This is a genomic window from Desulfosporosinus fructosivorans, from assembly GCF_004766045.1.
Lineage (GTDB): Bacteria > Bacillota > Desulfitobacteriia > Desulfitobacteriales > Desulfitobacteriaceae > Desulfosporosinus > Desulfosporosinus fructosivorans.
Window position 1 is genome coordinate 154,477 of sequence record NZ_SPQQ01000008.1, and the last position, 18,189, is coordinate 172,665.

At 38.9% G+C, this 18,189-nt stretch carries 19 protein-coding genes and 1 pseudogene; 15 read left to right on the plus strand and 5 right to left on the minus strand.

The window, feature by feature from the left end:
* Positions 1–79 precede the first annotated feature (79 nt).
* Positions 80–1,066: a DUF3231 family protein gene (locus E4K67_RS20655; protein ID WP_135550180.1), complete on the plus strand. Its 987-nt coding sequence runs from the start codon at positions 80–82 to the stop codon at positions 1,064–1,066.
* Positions 1,067–1,267: 201 nt separating this feature from the next.
* Positions 1,268–2,974 carry a hybrid sensor histidine kinase/response regulator gene (locus tag E4K67_RS20660; RefSeq protein WP_135550181.1) on the plus strand — a complete coding sequence of 569 codons (1,707 nt, stop codon included), beginning with the start codon at positions 1,268–1,270 and terminating at the stop codon, positions 2,972–2,974.
* Positions 2,975–2,998: 24 nt separating this feature from the next.
* Here the strand turns inward: E4K67_RS20660 and E4K67_RS20665 are convergent, their stop codons facing one another.
* Complete coding sequence (locus E4K67_RS20665; RefSeq protein ID WP_135550182.1) at positions 2,999–3,694, minus strand: DUF421 domain-containing protein; 696 nt, start codon at positions 3,692–3,694, stop codon at positions 2,999–3,001.
* A 186-nt stretch (positions 3,695–3,880) separates the two neighbouring features.
* Between E4K67_RS20665 and E4K67_RS20670 the strand changes: the two genes are divergently transcribed.
* Positions 3,881–4,537: a cyclase family protein gene (locus E4K67_RS20670; RefSeq protein WP_135550183.1), complete on the plus strand. Its 657-nt coding sequence runs from the start codon at positions 3,881–3,883 to the stop codon at positions 4,535–4,537.
* A 17-nt stretch (positions 4,538–4,554) separates the two neighbouring features.
* Here the strand turns inward: E4K67_RS20670 and E4K67_RS20675 are convergent, their stop codons facing one another.
* Positions 4,555–5,100 (minus strand): hypothetical protein, encoded by a 546-nt coding sequence (locus E4K67_RS20675; RefSeq protein WP_135550184.1) that lies wholly within the window; start codon positions 5,098–5,100, stop codon positions 4,555–4,557.
* Between the two features lie 346 nt (positions 5,101–5,446).
* Between E4K67_RS20675 and E4K67_RS20680 the strand changes: the two genes are divergently transcribed.
* From E4K67_RS20680 to E4K67_RS20710, 8 genes are all read left to right on the plus strand, one after another.
* Positions 5,447–5,827: a hypothetical protein gene (locus tag E4K67_RS20680; RefSeq protein WP_135550185.1), complete on the plus strand. Its 381-nt coding sequence runs from the start codon at positions 5,447–5,449 to the stop codon at positions 5,825–5,827.
* A 277-nt stretch (positions 5,828–6,104) separates the two neighbouring features.
* The gene (locus tag E4K67_RS20685) at positions 6,105–6,962 is read left to right on the plus strand and encodes a YihY/virulence factor BrkB family protein (RefSeq protein ID WP_135550186.1); all 858 of its coding nucleotides are present in this window, start codon (positions 6,105–6,107) and stop codon (positions 6,960–6,962) included.
* 127 nt (positions 6,963–7,089) lie between these two features.
* Positions 7,090–7,503, plus strand: coding sequence for a hypothetical protein (locus tag E4K67_RS20690; RefSeq protein WP_135550187.1), 414 nt, complete (start codon positions 7,090–7,092; stop codon positions 7,501–7,503).
* Between the two features lie 248 nt (positions 7,504–7,751).
* A complete protein-coding gene (locus E4K67_RS29860) occupies positions 7,752–7,910 on the plus strand; it encodes a hypothetical protein (RefSeq protein WP_158408534.1) in 159 nt (52 codons plus the stop codon).
* Between the two features lie 101 nt (positions 7,911–8,011).
* The gene (locus E4K67_RS20695) at positions 8,012–8,506 is read left to right on the plus strand and encodes a DinB family protein (protein ID WP_135550188.1); all 495 of its coding nucleotides are present in this window, start codon (positions 8,012–8,014) and stop codon (positions 8,504–8,506) included.
* Positions 8,507–8,652: 146 nt separating this feature from the next.
* Positions 8,653–9,207: an RNA 2',3'-cyclic phosphodiesterase gene (gene thpR / locus E4K67_RS20700; RefSeq protein ID WP_135550189.1), complete on the plus strand. Its 555-nt coding sequence runs from the start codon at positions 8,653–8,655 to the stop codon at positions 9,205–9,207.
* A gap of 97 nt (positions 9,208–9,304) precedes the next feature.
* Positions 9,305–9,646: a toprim domain-containing protein gene (locus E4K67_RS20705; RefSeq protein WP_135550190.1), complete on the plus strand. Its 342-nt coding sequence runs from the start codon at positions 9,305–9,307 to the stop codon at positions 9,644–9,646.
* 168 nt (positions 9,647–9,814) lie between these two features.
* Positions 9,815–11,053 (plus strand): LL-diaminopimelate aminotransferase, encoded by a 1,239-nt coding sequence (locus E4K67_RS20710; protein ID WP_135550191.1) that lies wholly within the window; start codon positions 9,815–9,817, stop codon positions 11,051–11,053.
* 70 nt (positions 11,054–11,123) lie between these two features.
* Here the strand turns inward: E4K67_RS20710 and E4K67_RS30770 are convergent.
* Positions 11,124–11,269 (minus strand): annotated as a pseudogene (locus E4K67_RS30770) (ABC transporter permease subunit); the annotation flags it as partial.
* A gap of 172 nt (positions 11,270–11,441) precedes the next feature.
* On the opposite strand from E4K67_RS30770, the gene speD reads away from it, so the two are divergent.
* The 4 genes from speD to E4K67_RS20735 all read left to right on the plus strand — a co-directional run bounded on the left by speD (position 11,442) and on the right by E4K67_RS20735 (position 13,719).
* The gene (gene speD, locus E4K67_RS20720) at positions 11,442–12,251 is read left to right on the plus strand and encodes an adenosylmethionine decarboxylase (protein WP_135550192.1); all 810 of its coding nucleotides are present in this window, start codon (positions 11,442–11,444) and stop codon (positions 12,249–12,251) included.
* A 62-nt stretch (positions 12,252–12,313) separates the two neighbouring features.
* The gene (gene dmpI / locus E4K67_RS20725) at positions 12,314–12,517 is read left to right on the plus strand and encodes a 4-oxalocrotonate tautomerase DmpI (RefSeq protein ID WP_135550193.1); all 204 of its coding nucleotides are present in this window, start codon (positions 12,314–12,316) and stop codon (positions 12,515–12,517) included.
* Positions 12,518–12,648: 131 nt separating this feature from the next.
* A complete protein-coding gene (locus E4K67_RS20730) occupies positions 12,649–13,305 on the plus strand; it encodes a pentapeptide repeat-containing protein (protein ID WP_135550194.1) in 657 nt (218 codons plus the stop codon).
* A 123-nt stretch (positions 13,306–13,428) separates the two neighbouring features.
* Complete coding sequence (locus E4K67_RS20735) at positions 13,429–13,719, plus strand: sll1863 family stress response protein (protein ID WP_243454565.1); 291 nt, start codon at positions 13,429–13,431, stop codon at positions 13,717–13,719.
* A 179-nt stretch (positions 13,720–13,898) separates the two neighbouring features.
* Here E4K67_RS20735 and E4K67_RS20740 read toward each other — a convergent pair whose 3' ends face one another.
* A complete protein-coding gene (locus tag E4K67_RS20740) occupies positions 13,899–15,215 on the minus strand; it encodes a glycosyl hydrolase family 18 protein (protein ID WP_135550195.1) in 1,317 nt (438 codons plus the stop codon).
* Between the two features lie 815 nt (positions 15,216–16,030).
* Entirely contained in the window at positions 16,031–18,115 is a 2,085-nt protein-coding gene (locus E4K67_RS20750; RefSeq protein WP_135550198.1) for a transglycosylase domain-containing protein, read from the minus strand.
* Positions 18,116–18,189 lie beyond the last annotated feature (74 nt).

Sequence of the window (18,189 nt, forward strand, 5' to 3'; positions counted from 1 at the left end):
CCTAGAAGTCCCTTCACTGATGCATACGTTAAGTAATTTTACTTATACTAAAATAAGTATGTAGCATTGAGGGGTGAAGATGTTGGATCTATTAGCGATATTGAAGAAATTTAAAGGTGAACAAGAACGTCTTGATATTCAGGAAGCATTTAATATATATAACCTTCTAAGAGCAAGATATGTTAGTGCTCAAACAGTGCAACTATTTAAGAACTTTGTCCATGACATAGATTGGGAAATAATTCTAGATAAATTTATGAAACATTTTGACAAACAAATTGTTATTCTAGAGGAATTAGGAGAAGAATATCGTATCATGATGCCCAGTAGACCTCCGCTGGACATCAAATTTGCAACCAGCATTAATGATATTACGGATGAATATATCTATAAAAAAATATACCATGACCTCATAGCAGAACTAATGTCACTCATCCATGCAGTTCGTTCATCCAGCACGAACGATAATTTAAGACATATTATTATTCAAGACTTAACCACTCATTTTGAGGATTTTGATATTCTTTATAAGTTTGGTAAATTGAAAGGGTGGGAAGAGTCGTATCCTGTTTATAAGACAGCTTTGCCCCAGCAAAAAGAACAACTTTCCACTTCCGAAGCATTTCATATTTGGGACCATATAAATCTGAGATATGAACAAATTGAATTAATAGGAATATTCATTAGCTTTGCTCATGACACTGAGTTTAAGGTTATCCTTCAACATGGAATATATATTTTTAACAAGCAGGTAAACCATCTTGAACAGATAGCGCTAAAGCTGAATGTACCGCTGCCTAACAGGCCGACACTGCCTGTAATGTCTCCCATTGATCCTGAAACGATAAAGGATAAGTTTATGTATCGTAATATCCTAAGTTGGGAATTAACTTCTTTAGATACTCATGTTAGAGCAATCATTGAGACGATAAGGAATGACGCATTGCGTAAGTTATGGAGCGAACTACTCAATACAGAGTTAGAGTATTATGATAAATATTTAAAGTATGGAAAAATGAAAGGCTGGACAAAAGTAGTCCCCATATATGGGGAACCAGTATCGTGATTATAGATAAATAAATAAAACCTCTATTGAGGTTTTTTTTATTTATCTATAATTATTTCCGCTGTTATTCTTAGATTGAGAGAGGATTATTATGGTACATGTCGAATTATCCTTAATATCCAAAAGGTTTCAAGATGTTAACTAGAATGTCAGACTTTATGATATTACGTAGTAGTATTTGTCGAGGAGGCGAGCTTTTACATGGATTTATATGTACAAGTGCAAAAAGCATTCAGCCGTCTGGAGAACTTGTCTCAATGTGATTTATCGTCCCAAGAACTGACGTCTAAACTTTTATCAGAGCTCGATTTTGCTCTTCACGAATTAAAGATCGCTTCTGTTGAATTGATTGAGCAAAATGAGGAAATGGCATCTAGTCGCCAAAAACTTGAAGCAGAGCGATGTCGTTATCAGGAACTGTTTGATTTTGCACCAGATGGTTATCTGGTCACTGATACAGAAGGCATAATACTCGATGCTAATATCGCTGCTACCACCCTTTTTAACTTAAGCAGATCCTTGCTTATGGGTAAGCCGTTAGCGATATTTGTCCGCAGCGATGAGCACCTGATCTTCCGTACCCGGTTGTTAGAGATAAAAAAAGGAATAGTTATCCAAAACGAGAACTGGGAGCTTATAATGCTATCCGGAAAGCGAACAACGTTTCCCGTGTCAATAACTGTGGGGAAGGTAATTGCCTCCAGTGGAGGAAAGGAGGAGTTGCGCTGGCTACTGCGTGATATCAGCAAACGCAAACAACTGGAAGAAGAGTTGCAAAAAGCTGATAAATTGGAATCTCTTGGTGTTCTAGCTGGTGGGATTGCACACGACCTGAACAATTTCCTCACCGTAATCCTCGGTAATCTCTCACTGGTGAAGAGGTGTACCAAAGAAGAGCCCAAAGCTACTAAATATCTTCAGTATATGGAAGAGGCCGTTAAACAGACTGGTAACTTGACCAGGCAAATGCTAACTTTCGCTAAGGGCGGTCAGCCTTTGACCAAGGCTGTCTCCCTCTATCGATTAATTGAGGACGATAGCGCTTTTGCCCTGAGCGGCTCTAAAACACGTTGTGAATTATTTTTTACAGAAGATCTGCCGTCAGTTGAGATTGACCGGGGACAAATGACACAAGTCATTACTAACATATTAATCAATGCAGACCAAGCTATGCTGCTGGGCGGAACAATCAAGATCCACGCTAAAGAACTTGCTGTTACCGGTGAAAACAGTACCTTGCCACTTCAGATCGGTAATTATGTGGCCCTAACCATTACAGATGAAGGAGCTGGCATTTCCAGTCAGATACTGCCGAAAATATTTGACCCTTATTTTAGTACCAAAGATCTTGGCAGCGGCCTTGGGCTAACAATTTGTTACGCAATTGTGAAGAAACATGGCGGTCATATTTCAGTTCAATCTGTGGAGGGGCAAGGGACAAGCTTTACGATATATCTTCCTGTCTCCAATGTTCAAGCTGAAAAAGAAGTGCATGAAGATATTCTTATCTTGGGGGAAGGAAAAGTTTTATTGATGGATGATGAAGAGAGTGTGCGACAAACGGCTAATGAGATGTTGACTTTTCTCGGTTATGATGTGGAGTTAGCCGGGGATGGTGCCCAAGCAGTCAGACTATATAAAGAAGCATTTCTTTCAGGCCGTCCTTATGATGTGGTGATTACCGACCTGACGGTTCGTGGTGGTATGGGTGGTAAAGTGGCTGTAAGTGAGCTACTTATTGTTGACCCGGATGTTAAAGCAATTGTTTCCAGCGGTTACTCCGCCGACGCGCTCATCACTGACTATAAGAATTATGGCTTCTGCGACGTGATTGCAAAACCTTACAGAATTCAAGAGCTAGGCAAGGTCATGTCCAGTGTCATGCAGAGAAGCAGGAAAATAAAATAGTAACTTGCATATTCCTAAGAACAATTAACTATCCTTCGATAATTGATTCTTTTCAATGATATAGAAACCATCTTCCTCCCTCCATTCAACAAAAAAAATGTTATCCAGATTAGGATGACCTTCTTTTTTTAGCTGTTTTTTGAGCCATGACTCGGTTTTTCGGATTGACTGTAAGCTATCGTTAAGTATTACTCCATCACTAACAAGAATTGATGGTAGGGATTTGCTATTTAAAGGGAGATTAAGATCTTTAAGCGTTGGGGTATCGAATTCGGGTTTCCGTAAAATAGTTAAGGACCCATTTTGTTCAAGTATAGCGTAATCGATCTCTCGGACGGAAAAGACATCTTTATCCCTCAATAAGGTTTGAAGTTCATTGATGGTCAAACGGTTTTTCTTAAGTGCTTGACGATCAATAACTCCTTTTTGAATGACCAAGGAAGGTTTACCTTCAATAAGGTATCTTAGTGTAATGGACTTTTGACCCAGAAGCTGTATTATAAAAATTAGGAGACCCCAAACAGCAATAGCAAATAAAATTTTTGTTATGCCAGTGTCATCATCATAGATTGCATTACCTAGTAGCTCACCCATAATGAGCGCCGAGATAAAGTCGAAAGCAGTAAGCTGTGTGATTTGAGTTTTGCCTATTAACCTAGTAAAAAGTAGTAAACTAAAAAAACCTATAATTAACTCTATTGCTAACTGACCAAAACCCATATAGTTCACTCCTTTGTTAACTGTTAGATTAAACAATATTTCAAGGAATATACATTATAGGTTATGGACCATAGGAGTTAAACCAGAGTAAGCATTAAATAGTGCTAATGCGCTATTTAATGCTTACTTTTCACTTGAGTTTGAAACGTGCACTAAAAATTATTATTTTGGGGAGGCTAGATATTAATGAAAATTACTGATTTAACACATTTAATTGATACGAATATGCCAGTTTTCCCAGGAACCGAACCGCCAATTTTTAAAAAGGCAAATACATTCGATAAGGACGGTTTTCGAGAGGCGAAAATAACTATGTACTCCCACACAGGTACTCATATAGACGCACCTGCGCATATGTTGAGTCATGGGTCTTATTTAGATAATTTAAATATTGAACATTTTATAGGAAAGGCAACGATTCTGGATTTTTCAGTTGAAGAGATTGTATTAATAGATATTGATCGTTTAAAGCACTATGAAGAGATAATTAAGAATGTTGAGTTCATTATCATAAAAACAGGATGGAGTGAGTATTGGGGGAGCAAAAAGTATTATGAAGCTTTTCCTTCTTTGACAGAGCAATCAGCCAAATGGTTGACAAAATTTAATTTAAAGGGCATTGGTATTGACGCAATTTCAATTGATGATATAAAATCAACCACGTTTGCGATTCATAAAATATTAATGCAAAAGGACATAATCATTATTGAAAATCTAACAAATCTAGATTCCATTAGCAACCAGTATTTTATTTTAAGTATTATGCCACTTAAAAATAAAGATGCTGATGGATCTCCAATACGAGCTATTTCCATTGAAAATATATCAGGAGATTTCGATTAAAAATAGGACGAAATTGGTTAAGTGAATTTGCTCCAGTTAATTGAATCAGTAAATTTTTTTATGTATTCTATCTGCTCATTCGAAAAAGAAGTTGTATCTGTAAAAAAGGAAATCCTTAATACTTCTCCAATAGCAGATTTCTTCAGCCAGTATTCTTGCCCGGAAATTCTGTAACTTTCACCAAAAGATGCGGTCCATTCGGTTATATAACCATTATGGTTAGCTAATTTAATTGGTTTTAGCGAGTAAGATTGAAAATCGAAAGTACTAATTCTTTTGCTATAGACTAAATAATCTTCTAGGTCATCTAGCTTCCATTTTTGTATATACCCTCTGATCAGTAATGTCTGATCAACTAGATAAACACTATACAAGAGTTGGCCTCTTTCACTTAGGGGAGTTTCTATCACTTTAGTTGTGTGTGGAAGGTGTACGGGAAGCTGATAGTTATAATTATGGTTTAAGACTGTTGAATTACCGTAATTAACTGAAAGCAAAGAGGATAGTGCAATTAGCGTAAAGCAAATACCAAGAATTATTCCTAATAAAATATGCTTTTTCACTTAACCCCTCCAAAATTAGGTTTATTAAATCTTATTGAAGGGGTTAGATTTCTATACCATTATTACTTTGTTGTGGATAGTGCTATCGTATAAGCTGGTTAAGGTATTCAATAAACAACTATACAAATGTGAATTTGGGGTATTGGGGTATTAATTAAATAAGGTTTAAAAATAAACAAGGTTGAGATATAATTAAAAAAATCAAACATTTAAGGTTTATAGGGTGTAAATATTAAGGATGTTTTAGATGTATCAAAGCACTATGATTACCCTAACTTATTTAACGTGGAATTTGGTTAATATACTTAGTTAGAATTAGTTGTAAATTTGAAAGAGGTTATTTAAGATGATGAAAAAAATGATGAGTAAAACGATCAGTAAAACAAAAGTCAATAAAAGAACAGTTGTAATAGCGACTGCTATCACAACACTTTTATCAGCAACTGCTGTTATTGCAATTAAAGCATTTCGTAAGTCCAAGAAAGAAAATAAGAGTGAAGTTGAAATCGTACTGGATGGTTTAGTAGAGGATGGTACAATTACACAAGCTCAACAAATCGCAATTCAAAGTGCAATCATAACAGCTAATGAAGCCAAAATAGCAAATGACGACTTAATGAGAGTTGAAAACTTCGAAGTTGAAACCGTTCCAGGTTCTAGTAAAACAGACACAATTACGAAGCTTACGAGTTCGCTATTCAAGGGTCCTCAGACTAAAAATCTATAGCCTGCGACCTCCCTATAAACGATAAATAAGTAGGTCGGTGCGATTCCGACCATTGGAGCTAGGAATTACTCCGCAAGTCAAAGTCGACGGACTGACGTTGCTACTGGCTTACAGAACATAAATTACATGCTTCAAGGGAAAAGGACTACTGGTGTGTCAACACTAGTTGTTCTTTCTTTTGGCCTTTTTCTTCTTCTAAATCGACTTATTTTTGTTGACGACGGACATATATTGGTACATTCTTGGATAAGCATAGAGACATGGTGTTAAATAAGGGGTGGGTAAAATATATTTTTATTATAGACCCATTGTACAATTTATAAGGTATCTTGTAAGATTTATCTTCAAACATAATATCGTTGCCTTGGCAGCAGTCATTGCCTTTTTTGGGCTTTCCGCTATGATTCCATTGGCACTTTTGCTTATATACGGTGCCTCCTTTTTTATTCCGGATGCCTCGGTACAAAAATTTTTGTCAGATATTGTCCAATCCTATGTCCCCACCCTACCCGATGCAAATTTCTACATTGTGGAAAACGTGTCTAGGTTGGTCTCAGTGGGTTCGAAGCAAGTTGGCCTTGTTGGTTTAATTGGTTTGCTTTGGACTACTATGGGCGGATTTGTTTCATTTCAGCAGATTCTTGACATGATATGGGAAAGCAGTCATCGGCGTTCATTTCTCAAGCAATACCTAGTAGGCTTTGGTATGCTCGGAATACTGTTGTCTTTGACCGTCATTACATCATTGGCGGCAACGATATCACTTGATTTAGTACAAAGGATTTTCATGAGGGGTAACATAACATTTTGGCTGGCACTTTTTCATGACATCTCTCGTATGTCGTTTCCAGTACTGTTATTTTTGACCTGCTATTTTAGTTATCGTTTCTTGCCAACGTCCCATACAATTAGGAATGCTTATCTATTGATGGGCGCCTTGGTCTCAACAATTGGAATATACCTTTCGCGGGAAGCGTTTGTATGGTATTCACTGCACTTGGGGCAGTATGAAATGATCTATGGCAGTCTGGCCTTCATTATGCTTTTTACCTTCTGGGTTTATATCGTTTGTATAATAATTTTGTTTGGTGCAGAGGTGGCTGTTGCTCTAAGAGCTGTTAAGGAACAGCGCTAGAACTAATAATAGCTTCTTCGTCTATTCTAGGAAGTTTGAGATACTATTTATTGTACCCAGTGAACGCGTTCAGAAGTGAATGAAGTTCCTTGGGTTTCAATTATACGAAAAAAAGGAGCAGGGTTTTATGGTTATTAACTACGATGAGATTTTTCCAGTTAAAGCAAAGGTTCCAGAAGGGCCAATGATTAAGTATGTTGTAAGGCTTTCTTTGGTCGCACCAAAAAACAACTACGATCTAACTGGAATTTGTGAGGATATCGACATACCACAGACCTTTTCTAAAGCAGCCGACAGGTATAATGAACACCCCTCGCGGAGGCTGGACGGGGGGGAGATTATCAATATTAAAGTTAGATCTGATGACATTGTTTTTACCCTGCAGATAAAATCTGGTCATATGAAAAGCATGCGAAATACAATTGGTAATTCGATAAGTAAATGGTTGTACACAGATTACTGTTGGAAAAGACTCACGGCGCTCTCGGATACAGAACTTAGGAAAAAGTTGTTTACTGTAGAATACGTTGAAGTAAGCTGAGCAGAGTCACTTACTATGCTCTCGGAATTCTCTCTTCCTAGATCCTCAGACTAAGCGTGTATAGTCTGTCTTCAAATCTGACCAAAACTATAAGAAATCTAGACTCCACAAGTGCTTGTGGGGTCTTTTAAGTTGCGAAAACACTACTCAGTGTAAATGCATTAATGTTTCTTAGAGGAAAAAGGAGATAAATGTGGAAGGTATAAAAAGGGGATTATTTATGTAGTTGGATACCAAGGAGGAGTAGAATGAGAACCAAAACAAAGTATTATAAGACCTCGCCTATTCAAGCGGATAGATTTAAAAAGACGGTTGAAAATTTCTGCAGTGAGAATATGCTTTCTGCATGCTGTGTGTCAGAAAGGAAAGCGGAAATGGTCTTTTTCCTGGCTCAACAGTATCTCTAAAAAAGGGAGAATTTATAAAATTACTAGGCGATCAATAAGTGTAGAAATAACGCTCCTATTAGTAGATTAAGAGCGGATAGCATTAAAAGGGGGCACTCGTTATGAACAAGAGACAGATAATTGAACTCTATAGCTATAATGATTGGGCTAATAAAAAAATATTGTATGTAGTGACTGAGTTAGAAATGGAGGAGTTTCGTCGAGACTTATCAAGTAGCTTTAAGTCGATCGGAGATACTATGGTACATATTTTAGGAGCGGAAGAACTGTGGTTATCACGCTGGATGGGGGAGCAAGGTCGAACTCTTTTAAATCCTGACCATTTTCCGACGCATTCTCTTCTAGCCGATCGTTGGGATGATTATAGCAATCAGATCAATAGTTTCATACTGTCCTTAACAGAAGATGATTTAACACATCTAATTAGTTATAGAAATCTCAAAGGGATACCCTATACTTTGGAATTGTGGAAACAGATGCTGCATGTGACCAATCATTCATCATACCACCGCGGACAAATTGTAACGATGCTTAGGCAATTGAAGAAGAAACCACCTGCCTTGGACTTGATTAATTACTATTTAGAAGAAAGTTGACAGCTCCCTCTTTTAATGTCCAAGCATGACAGCCTTCCTTAACTTACCAAATCGAGATATGGATTGAAAAATGAGGTCATTGTAATAATAAGGTAAACAATGGAGGTTGGTTGGCTAATTTTGCCTTGGAAGCGGGGAGACAGTTTATGAGAATATTCGTTGGGATCGATCTGCCAGCTCAGATCAAACAAGATCTAGTAAGATTGCAGTCCGAGTTGAGACTACTTGGAGTCAATGGAGGCTGGAAATCACTAGACAATCTTCATATAACCCTAGAATTTCTAGGAGAATTAGATCCCGATAAAATTGTGGTACTTGCAGAAACTCTGAAACAAGTTGCAAGCAACTACAAACCCTTCGCATTAACTATTAGTGGACTAGGGGCATTTCCCTCTCTTAAACGTCCACACACCTTATGGACAGCGGTAAGTGGAGATTTAATTGAACTAAATCAACTAAGAAATGAGCTACATCATGAATTCAAAAGCAAAGGCTTTGAATTGGATGAACGAGAGTTCAAGCCCCATGTCACTCTAGCCTCTCGTCCTAAATTTGATAGTATTGATTTTTCTATTGTCGGTGCTAAGATATCAGGCGAATTCATGGTTTCGGAGATTGTTTTATTCGAGAGCAGGGGTATAGGTGGCAAAATAATCTATACAGATTTACATAGAGCAGGCTTTGAAACAGCGGGTAAATGAAGCGAAGGCTTACAAAAACTGTGTTCATTAGCAATGCGCTGAAAATAATGAGTTAGAGATAACCGAACAGGAATTAACTGAAAGTATGGTTACAATAATGAGTAAAGTTATCATAGTAGAAGGAATAACTGATAAAAAGCGGTTAGAGCAGATTTTAGATGAACCAGTGGAGATAGCCTGTACCTATGGAACATTAGGGTTGGATAAGTTGGAAGAGTTGATTGCAGAGTATAGTGAGGATGAGGTCTGCGTATTTTTGGATGCTGATTATGCTGGTGACAAAGCCCGGCGTTTGTTTAAGCAGGAGTATCCAAATGTTCGACACGTATACACGCATAGGACGTACAGGGAGGTGGCTACTACTCCTCTTAGTGTTTTAGTACAAATTCTTGAGGGTGCCCACTTTGCTGTCAAGTTGCCAGAGTGTGAGAAAGATTAATTAAAGTAACAAATCCTAGAAAAGGTGTTCACTCATATTGATGGGAGAGAGTGCTGTAACAGAATTGTTGATTGTATACTTAGGCTAACAGAGTTGCAATATCTCCAAATAATAAATATAATTCAATTATCAATGAGAAGTGGTATCAATAAAGGAGTATGAATTCATATGGCACTAGTAAATGAGAATTATTTGAAGTTATCAGGGAGCTATCTTTTCTCCGAAATTGCCCGTAGAGTTAATCAATTTAAAGCTGACAATCCAGAAGCCGATATTATCCGACTCGGAATTGGAGATGTAACACGCCCCCTGTCACCCGCAGTTATCGAGGCGATGCATAAAGGTGTCGCAGAGATGGGGAGCGCGGAAACCTTTCGTGGGTATGGTCCGGAGCAAGGCTACCCATTTCTGATAGAAAAGATTATCGAGAATGATTTTACCCCTCGGGGAGTGGAACTCTCGGTCGATGAAGTCTTTGTGAGTGATGGAGCGAAAAGTGACACGGCAAATTTCCAGGAACTTTTCGGGGCTGATAACATCATGGCAGTGACTGATCCAGTTTATCCAGTTTATGTCGATAGCAATGTCATGGCAGGTCGGACAGGGACGTTTAACATTGAAAAGGGACAGTATGGAAAAATCATCTATCTCCCGTGCACAGAACAGAATGGTATGAAGCCTTCCCTTCCTGAGACACGCGTGGATATGATCTACCTCTGCTTTCCGAATAACCCGACCGGGATGACGCTTTCTAAAGAGGAACTGAAACAATGGGTGGATTATGCTCGAAAAAATCGCTCTATCATTCTGTTCGATGCGGCTTATGAAGCATTTATTCGGGAAGAGGGCGTTCCACACAGTATTTTTGAGATTGAAGGTGCCCGTGAGGTCGCTGTAGAGTTCCGAAGTTTCTCAAAGACTGCAGGCTTTACCGGAACCCGCTGTGCTTATACGATTGTTCCGAAGGAAGTCAATGTCTATGATTCTAAGGGCGAAGCCCATAGTCTCAACCAGCTATGGCTAAGAAGACAAACCACAAAGTTCAATGGAGCTTCTTATCCAGTCCAAGCGGGAGCAGTCGCTGTATTCTCGGAAGAGGGAAAGCAACAGATCAAAGAAACCATCGATTATTACATGGAAAATGCCCGGATCATCAGAGAAGGCTTACAAGAAGCTGGCTATACTATATTTGGTGGAGTCAATGCTCCGTATGTCTGGATGAAGACCCCAAACGATATGGGTTCCTGGGAGTTCTTCGATAAACTTATGAACGATGCATATGTTGTTGGAACACCGGGCGCTGGCTTTGGCGCGAACGGAGAGGGGTATTTCCGTTTAACTGCCTTTGGTACTCGTGAAAATACGCTTAAGGCGATTGAGCGGATTAAGCGTTCATCATCTAAATAAGGCAATCAGAACCCAAGAAGAGTAGAGATCGATGGCGATTTCTACTCTTCTTAGGTTCCTAAGTTAAAGGTAGGCGGCAAACCGTTTGAGGAATGATGATTCGACGCATCGTCTGGGGATAAGTTATCCCCAAAGCTTTGGCACTTCATATTGACCTTTGTCGATGGATTCAATTTCTATACCTCCCCGGAAAATTTCCGTCAAATAGGCACTAGAATCAATGAAGTGCATAAAAAATCTCACTGCATATAAAAAAACCTCCAAGAATTGTGCTGAAAGATGTATAATGATGGGTGTACTTGTTTTATATTAGGATTTAAGGATTTTGAATGCCTTTTAAACAAAATGCTTAAACTCTTATTATGACTTTATTACTTGGAGGATGGAAATGGAAATTAAGCTAATCAAAAAACTTAAATTATATGGTTTCAATAACCTAACAAAAACTCTCAGCTTTAATATGTATGATATTTGCTATGCAAGGACACCTGAGCAACGTCAAGCTTATATCGCGTACATTGATGAAGAATATAATGCGGATCGGCTGGCCAATATTCTATTGCATGTAGCCAGTCTGATTGGTGCGCATGTTTTAAATATTGCCAAGCAAGATTATGAGCCCCAAGGGGCAAGTGTGACCATGCTGATTTCCGAGGAGGGGGACAACCCCGCGGATGCAGAGGCTGCAAATAAAGCTGAACCATTGTCTGAAGCAGTGGTAGCTCACCTAGATAAAAGTCATATCACGGTACACACTTACCCTGAAAGCCATCCGAATAAAGGAATTAGTACATTTAGAGCTGATATCGATGTCTCAACTTGTGGAAAAATATCTCCACTGACAGCACTGAATTATCTTGTTTCTAATTTTTCTTCGGATATTGCCATTGTGGATTACCGAGTTCGAGGATTTACCAGAAACGTTGAGGGTAAGAAGTTTTTTATTGATCATAAGATTTCTTCCATCCAAAATTATCTCTCCAAAGGAAAGAGGGATCTCTATCAAATGATTGATGTTAACGTCTATCAGGAGAATATTTTTCATACGAAGATGCTCTTAAAAGACTTCGATTTGGATAATTATTTATTTGATATGGAAAAAAAAGAACTCCCCCCGAGTGAAAAGAAACGGATTAAACAAAGACTAAAGAAGGAAATGGCCGAAATTTTCTATGGTCGGAATATACCCAAAGGTTAAATAATGGTATTATAGTAGTATGCTTTATTCGTTAAACAAAATTGCTTTAAGGGGGATTATTGATGCCTTTTATTCAACTTGAGGGTGGTAAAATTGACAAAGAGAAAAAAGAATTACTAATTAGCAGATTAACGAAAGTTGCTAGTGAAACGCTCGGGATTCCGGAAGATGCATTTATCGTGCTTATTAAAGAAAACGAAATGGATAACTGGGGTCGAGGCGGTAAAGTACTTAGTAAGGTAATGGCAGAAAGAGCGCCACAATAATAGGTGAAAGTCTAAAGAAATGCTCTCCCCCGTTAAATGATTAGAGGTAGGAGAGTGTTTCTTTTATTAAAAATATGTTATTAGTTAGGCTACTTAAAGTGGCGATAATAATTAAATGAAGGTGTTATTTTATGGACGATAAGAATTTGCACTGTAAAATATTACCCCCTAATCTTTTACAGTGGGAGCAAGATATATTAAGTCTAGATAAGGCGATCCAAACCGAGGATTCTTTTTCGGGAGGGATTATCAGTAATTGCTTGATTGAGAATCAAAAGGCTGACCACGTAGCCTTTAAGCAAATAATATTCAAAAACGTTACGTTTATAGAAGTGTCTTTTAAGTACATAGATTTAACAGATGTTAGGTTTGAAAACTGTGATTTATCAAATTTGGATTTAAGTGAGTCTGTTCTACATAGAGTAGAGTTGATCAACTGTAAAATGGTAGGAACAAATATGAGTGAATCTACTCTGAGAAATGTACTTTTTGAGAACTGTAATGGCAGTTATGCATTATTTCGGTTTTCGGATTTTAAACAAGTCAATTTTAATAATAGTTTGTTACGCAGTGCTGATTTCTATAAATCTAAGTTTGTAAAAGTAAGTTTTAAAGATTCTAACTTACAACAAGCTGGGATGACAGGTGCAAAACTAAAAGGTATTGATTTAAGTAGTTGTGAACTAGAAGGGTTAGGAGTAACCGTAGAGGACCTAGCTGGATGTATTGTTTATCCTGAACAAGTGATATCTTTCTCAAAGCTTATCGGGTTAATAATTAAAACTTAATTACTAGATTTAACAATTAGATATAGTAATTCCTTCAATAGGTAAAAGGCTAAAGCACATATGTCTTGTTAAGGAAGGCTATAGATGATATGCTTTTAATGTATAATACAAGAGGGGGAGTGCATGATGGAAAAACGCAATCTATATTTGGAAAAGATTGAGGCCAACCTTGCAAAATATAATGCTAAATTAGCCGTGATGAAAGCTGAAGTGGCTGTGGCTAAGGCAGATATGAAATTAGAGTACCTTTCTCAAATGGATAACCTTGAAAAGAAAAGGGATGCCTTCATGGTAAAATACGAACAGCTTAAAGAGTCCGGCGAACTTGGATGGGAAGATCTAAAAGTAGGAACTGAAAAGTCGTGGAATGAGCTGAAGGAGTCAATCGAGAAGGGGATCTCGCGATTCAAGTAGGTCAGATTTCTAAAGCGCGGGCTTTCAAGTATAATTAAAGGGCCGTGGCGAAACTTAGTTTCGCCACGGCTCCTTGCTATTCTTATTGGAACATGGCTAGTTTAGTTATCTTGTTATAGCATACTTTTAACAGGGTAATTTAATGGTAAGGAGCGACGCGGTGGTTATTCTTGGGCTGTCTAAAACTTTGCTTCGATTGCATCATAGATTTTTGGATCTTCTGCACTCAGGTACCACATGCAAATCCCACGGATGTCATATTTATTGACTAAATTCAAAATGGTACTAAACGAAAGGGCATCCACAAACCAAACTTCATGGTTAAGGCCATTAACCGAATACGTATAGTGGGGACCCAGTTGAGCATTAGTAATAATGGGGACATTATGCTGGTTCGCTATGGAAACAGCCTCGCTATAAGTCACTCCTTTGGCCTGCAGACCTTGGGGCCAGTCATAACCATACGTGGCGATACCGAGTTCAATCTTGTTGCGGGGAATGGCTGAAACGGCATAGGCCAACACTGCGTCCACCCAGTCAGCAGGAGAAATGGACCCAGGAGGACCACCTTGCCAGTGATAATCATACCCCATAACCCGAACAGTGTCAGCGTTTTGGCCGATTTTAACATAATCATGGGCGTCAGCACCACTCCAAAAGCCCGTTGGACCTGTCTTTGCATGAACCGACACAACAAGCTGCTTATTTAAAGCAGATAGTGCGGTTTTCAGCTCTTGCACAAAGATAACGAAAACTTCTCGGTCACGTACAAACAAATTTTCATAATTAATATCGATCCCTGCATAATTCATTTGCCTTACTTTATTCACGATTGCCATAACGTGTCTTTGACGAATAACGGGATCATTAAGAACAGTCGAGACGAGTTGACTGCTAAACTCATTCGAAATGAGAGGAATGACATTGATTCCGTGCGCCTTGGCAAAGGAAAGAACACTACTGTCTTCAGCACCCGTGAAATTTAATACATCGCCGGATGCAGACAAATGATACCAGAACGGGGAGATTGAACGAAACAATTCGGCATGTTTTTGTAAAGACTGTAATGCCTGTGCTTGAACCCAATAAGGAATCCAGCCGCTTACGGCGCGTGTAAGACCAGGTTCGGGGCTAGGGACAGGGATCCGAATCTGTTGGCCAATATTTAAACGATTGGGATCAACGCCTGGGTTAGCGGCAACTAAACTCGCAAGGCTAATTTTGAATCTTATTGAGAGTTTGTAGAAAGTGTCACCTGCTTGGATTGTGTACAATTGATAGCCTGGTTGGGGTTGACTCTGAAGAGCTCGCCAAGTTATAGGACCGACAATGCCGTCTGCTTTCAAACCATGATCTCTTTGAAATTGCAAGACCGCCTTTTCAGTCTTAGCTCCAAAAATTCCATCGATTAGCCCAGGTTGATAACCCCATTTTACTAACAGTCGTTGAAGCTCTTGCACCTCGGAACCGCGAGCTCCACGCCTTAAAGTTGTCACTATTTCCCACCTCTTTCTTCTGATTAAGAGAGACATTAGTGTGCTCTAACACTACTATATGCACCATAAGAGTGAAAAGGCTCACCTAGAATAGTCCCTTATTCAAACAAATGGTAATTTAATAAAGGAGGGTCATTTACTCTAGAGGAAAATGAAATTTTTCATAATAAACAGAGACCTCCCTTGCCGAAGGATTAGCGGCTAAGGGAGGTCTCTTCATTCTAGTCGGAAAGTATAACTTTCAGTTACATACTTCTTGAAGCATAAGTGCAATTCAGCGGTCGTCGGCGCCTGAAGGCTTGGTGCTAGCCAAGTTTTCTATTTATTATTTAGCTGATATAGCAGGGGGAGTCATTTTTGAGGGATAAGACTGGGAAGGGCGACCAGAGATGTGACTGTTGCGAAAGTAAATTAGGAGATCGATTAATACCATAATAAAATTGAGTAGGTATAAATACACGACAGCATCATACTGATTAAAGATTTTATTTAATATCCCAGCAACATAGCCTATGAGAATAACGATTAAAAAAGACACGCTTTTACCTTTAATTGATCGTGATGTGTAAGATTTGTAAATGGAAAGGGGCCAAGCTGCGCCGAAACAAATTAACATAATGATTTCAAAGATACTCATAAAAACCACCTTATTTAAGTAGTATTGTATTAGATTTCACGATCGACAGTACTATTATACAACTTTTTTAGGATCAATAGTTTAATTTTGCTAATGTTCTAAAATTCAAATAAGAGTGAAAAAAGAGCCAACTTTTCGAAAGAAAAGGTGGCTCTAATCTTACATCATGAAATTTCGTTCATCTTTTCTTGTCTTTTCCTTTGCCTTTATCATCTTCGTTATCTTCATCCTTACTATCCTGGTCCTTTGGGTTCAACTTGTCTTCGACCCATTTGCGCATTTTGTTGGACAGTTTATTCTGCTCAATGTAATCTTGTGGAATCTCAAAGGGGACAATGGGAGTAGCGCTTAGCGCTCTGGATAAGATCTCACGGAAAACCTCGGCAGGTTCAGCGCCGCCTGCAGTAGTAAGGTAGTGGTTGGAGTCGGTTTTATCATAACCCATCCAAACAGCCGCTGTGAGTTCTGGAGTATAACCAACAAACCAAACATCTTTTTCACCTTTGCTAATTCCTGAGAATTGTGGATCATCGATGGGAAGTTCGACAGAACCTGTTTTACCAGCGGTCGGTCGACCAAGGTTGGCATTTTTACCGGTGCCATTGGTGACAACATCTTGTAACATCAAAGTCATCATATAGGCTACGCTAGGTGTGGTCACTTTTATCGATTCTGGTTGGGCTTGGAACAAAACGCTACCGTCATTCGTGGTAATCTTGCTAATGGCATAGGCTTTATTCATTACCCCGAGATTGGCAAAGACTCCATAGGCTTGCGCCATTTGAAGCGGTGAGACCCCTTTGTCAAGCCCCCCTAGGGCTAAAGGAAGCACATGATCCTCTTTTTCTAGAGTGATCCCACTTCGTGTGGCGTAATCAACACCGTTCTCTATCCCGATTTCGTTCAATAGCCACACTGCAGGGACATTCATAGAATGACGTAAAGCCTCTTGCATTGTTACTTTGCCACGGTATTGATTGTCATAATTCGTTGGAGCGTACCCATCGATATTTAAGGGTCTGTCATTAAGACCAGAATCTGGAGTATAGCCTTTTTCTAACGCAGGAGCGTAAACAGCCAAAGGTTTGAAGGCAGAACCCGGTTGGCGTAAAAGTGCGGTTGCATGGTTAAATCCGCGGTAAACTTCTTCTCCGCGGTAGCCCACTAAGCCTTTAATGCCTCCTGTCGTGTGGTCGATAACAACCACTCCGCTTTGGACAATTTGGTCTGCTTTTCCAGAAGGAAAGAAACTACTATCTTTATAGACGTCCTCAGCGGCCTTTTGAACTGAAGGATCCATCTGAGTATATATTTGCAGTCCTCCGTTGAGGATTTGTTCTTCCGTAAAACCAATAAGTTCAATTGCTTCTTCGATTACATAATCGACATAGGGAGCATATTGACCAGAAAGGTCGCTTGTCGTTTCTTTTTTTAGGATAATCGGTTGAATTATTGCTTTCTCATATTCGGCTGGAGTGATGTAATTCTGTTCTTTCATTAAACTGAGAACCAAATTTCTTTGCGCTAAAGACTTTTCCTTGTTTCTTAGGGGAGAATAATTATTAGGGGACTTGATCAGTCCTGCAAGCAAAGCAGATTCCTCTAAAGTAAGTTTTTCAGCACTTTTACCGAAATAGAGTTGGGCCGCATTCTGTAAACCCCATTTCCCTTCGCCAAAGTAGATTTGATTAAGATAGGCCACTAGAATTTCATCTTTCTCAAGAACTGTCTCGATCTTTAAAGCATAGGCGGCTTCCTTCAGTTTTCGAGTGATCGTTTTATCGGAAACTAAAAAGAAGTTCTTGGCCAATTGTTGGGTGATCGTGCTTCCTCCTTCAGAAAAGTCACCGGATTTCAAATCTCTGATTAGAGCACGTGCGATCGAGCGAAGATCTACCCCTTGATGATCATAGAAACGACGGTCTTCTACCGCAATAAGGGCATTTTTCATAATAAGAGGGATTTGCTGCCCTGAAACTGGTTCAATCCGTGAGGATGAAAGTTGGGAAATCCGGTTGTCCTTTTGATCGTAAAGGAAAGAGGGCTGAGCAAGAGGAGTCTGTAGCTTGCTAATATCTAATGAGGAGATGTACAGGGTGATTCCTCCGGTAGTTAAAATCATTAATAATATTAAAAAAATGCTTAGTTTACTCCAAAACTTAGGCTTTTGCCAAGGCTTGAAGTTTTTTAAAGTGCGGATTGATTTCGATAAACGTACACCCACTTTGGATTTCAGCAGATGTGAAGTACGGGATTCTTCCAACTAGGATTCCTTCTTTCTAATCAGCCTAACAGTATAAGCTTACAATATTATTGTACCACAGTGGGACAATAGTA

Bases quoted from the DNA above. Each gene is read 5' to 3' on its own strand.
- E4K67_RS29860 (WP_158408534.1), top strand. From the start codon at position 7,752: ATGAGAACCAAAACAAAGTATTATAAGACCTCGCCTATTCAAGCGGAT.
- E4K67_RS20690 (WP_135550187.1), top strand. From the start codon at position 7,090: ATGGTTATTAACTACGATGAGATTTTTCCAGTTAAAGCAAAGGTTCCA.
- E4K67_RS20695 (WP_135550188.1), top strand. From the start codon at position 8,012: ATGAACAAGAGACAGATAATTGAACTCTATAGCTATAATGATTGGGCT.
- E4K67_RS20730 (WP_135550194.1), top strand. From the start codon at position 12,649: ATGGACGATAAGAATTTGCACTGTAAAATATTACCCCCTAATCTTTTA.
- E4K67_RS20670 (WP_135550183.1), top strand. From the start codon at position 3,881: ATGAAAATTACTGATTTAACACATTTAATTGATACGAATATGCCAGTT.
- E4K67_RS20705 (WP_135550190.1), top strand. From the start codon at position 9,305: ATGAGTAAAGTTATCATAGTAGAAGGAATAACTGATAAAAAGCGGTTA.
- E4K67_RS20680 (WP_135550185.1), top strand. From the start codon at position 5,447: ATGATGAAAAAAATGATGAGTAAAACGATCAGTAAAACAAAAGTCAAT.
- E4K67_RS20735 (WP_243454565.1), top strand. From the start codon at position 13,429: ATGATGGAAAAACGCAATCTATATTTGGAAAAGATTGAGGCCAACCTT.
- E4K67_RS20710 (WP_135550191.1), top strand. From the start codon at position 9,815: ATGGCACTAGTAAATGAGAATTATTTGAAGTTATCAGGGAGCTATCTT.
- thpR (WP_135550189.1), top strand. From the start codon at position 8,653: ATGAGAATATTCGTTGGGATCGATCTGCCAGCTCAGATCAAACAAGAT.
- dmpI (WP_135550193.1), top strand. From the start codon at position 12,314: ATGCCTTTTATTCAACTTGAGGGTGGTAAAATTGACAAAGAGAAAAAA.
- E4K67_RS20665 (WP_135550182.1), bottom strand. From the start codon at position 3,694: ATGGGTTTTGGTCAGTTAGCAATAGAGTTAATTATAGGTTTTTTTAGT.
- E4K67_RS20655 (WP_135550180.1), top strand. From the start codon at position 80: ATGTTGGATCTATTAGCGATATTGAAGAAATTTAAAGGTGAACAAGAA.
- E4K67_RS20660 (WP_135550181.1), top strand. From the start codon at position 1,268: ATGGATTTATATGTACAAGTGCAAAAAGCATTCAGCCGTCTGGAGAAC.
- speD (WP_135550192.1), top strand. From the start codon at position 11,442: ATGGAAATTAAGCTAATCAAAAAACTTAAATTATATGGTTTCAATAAC.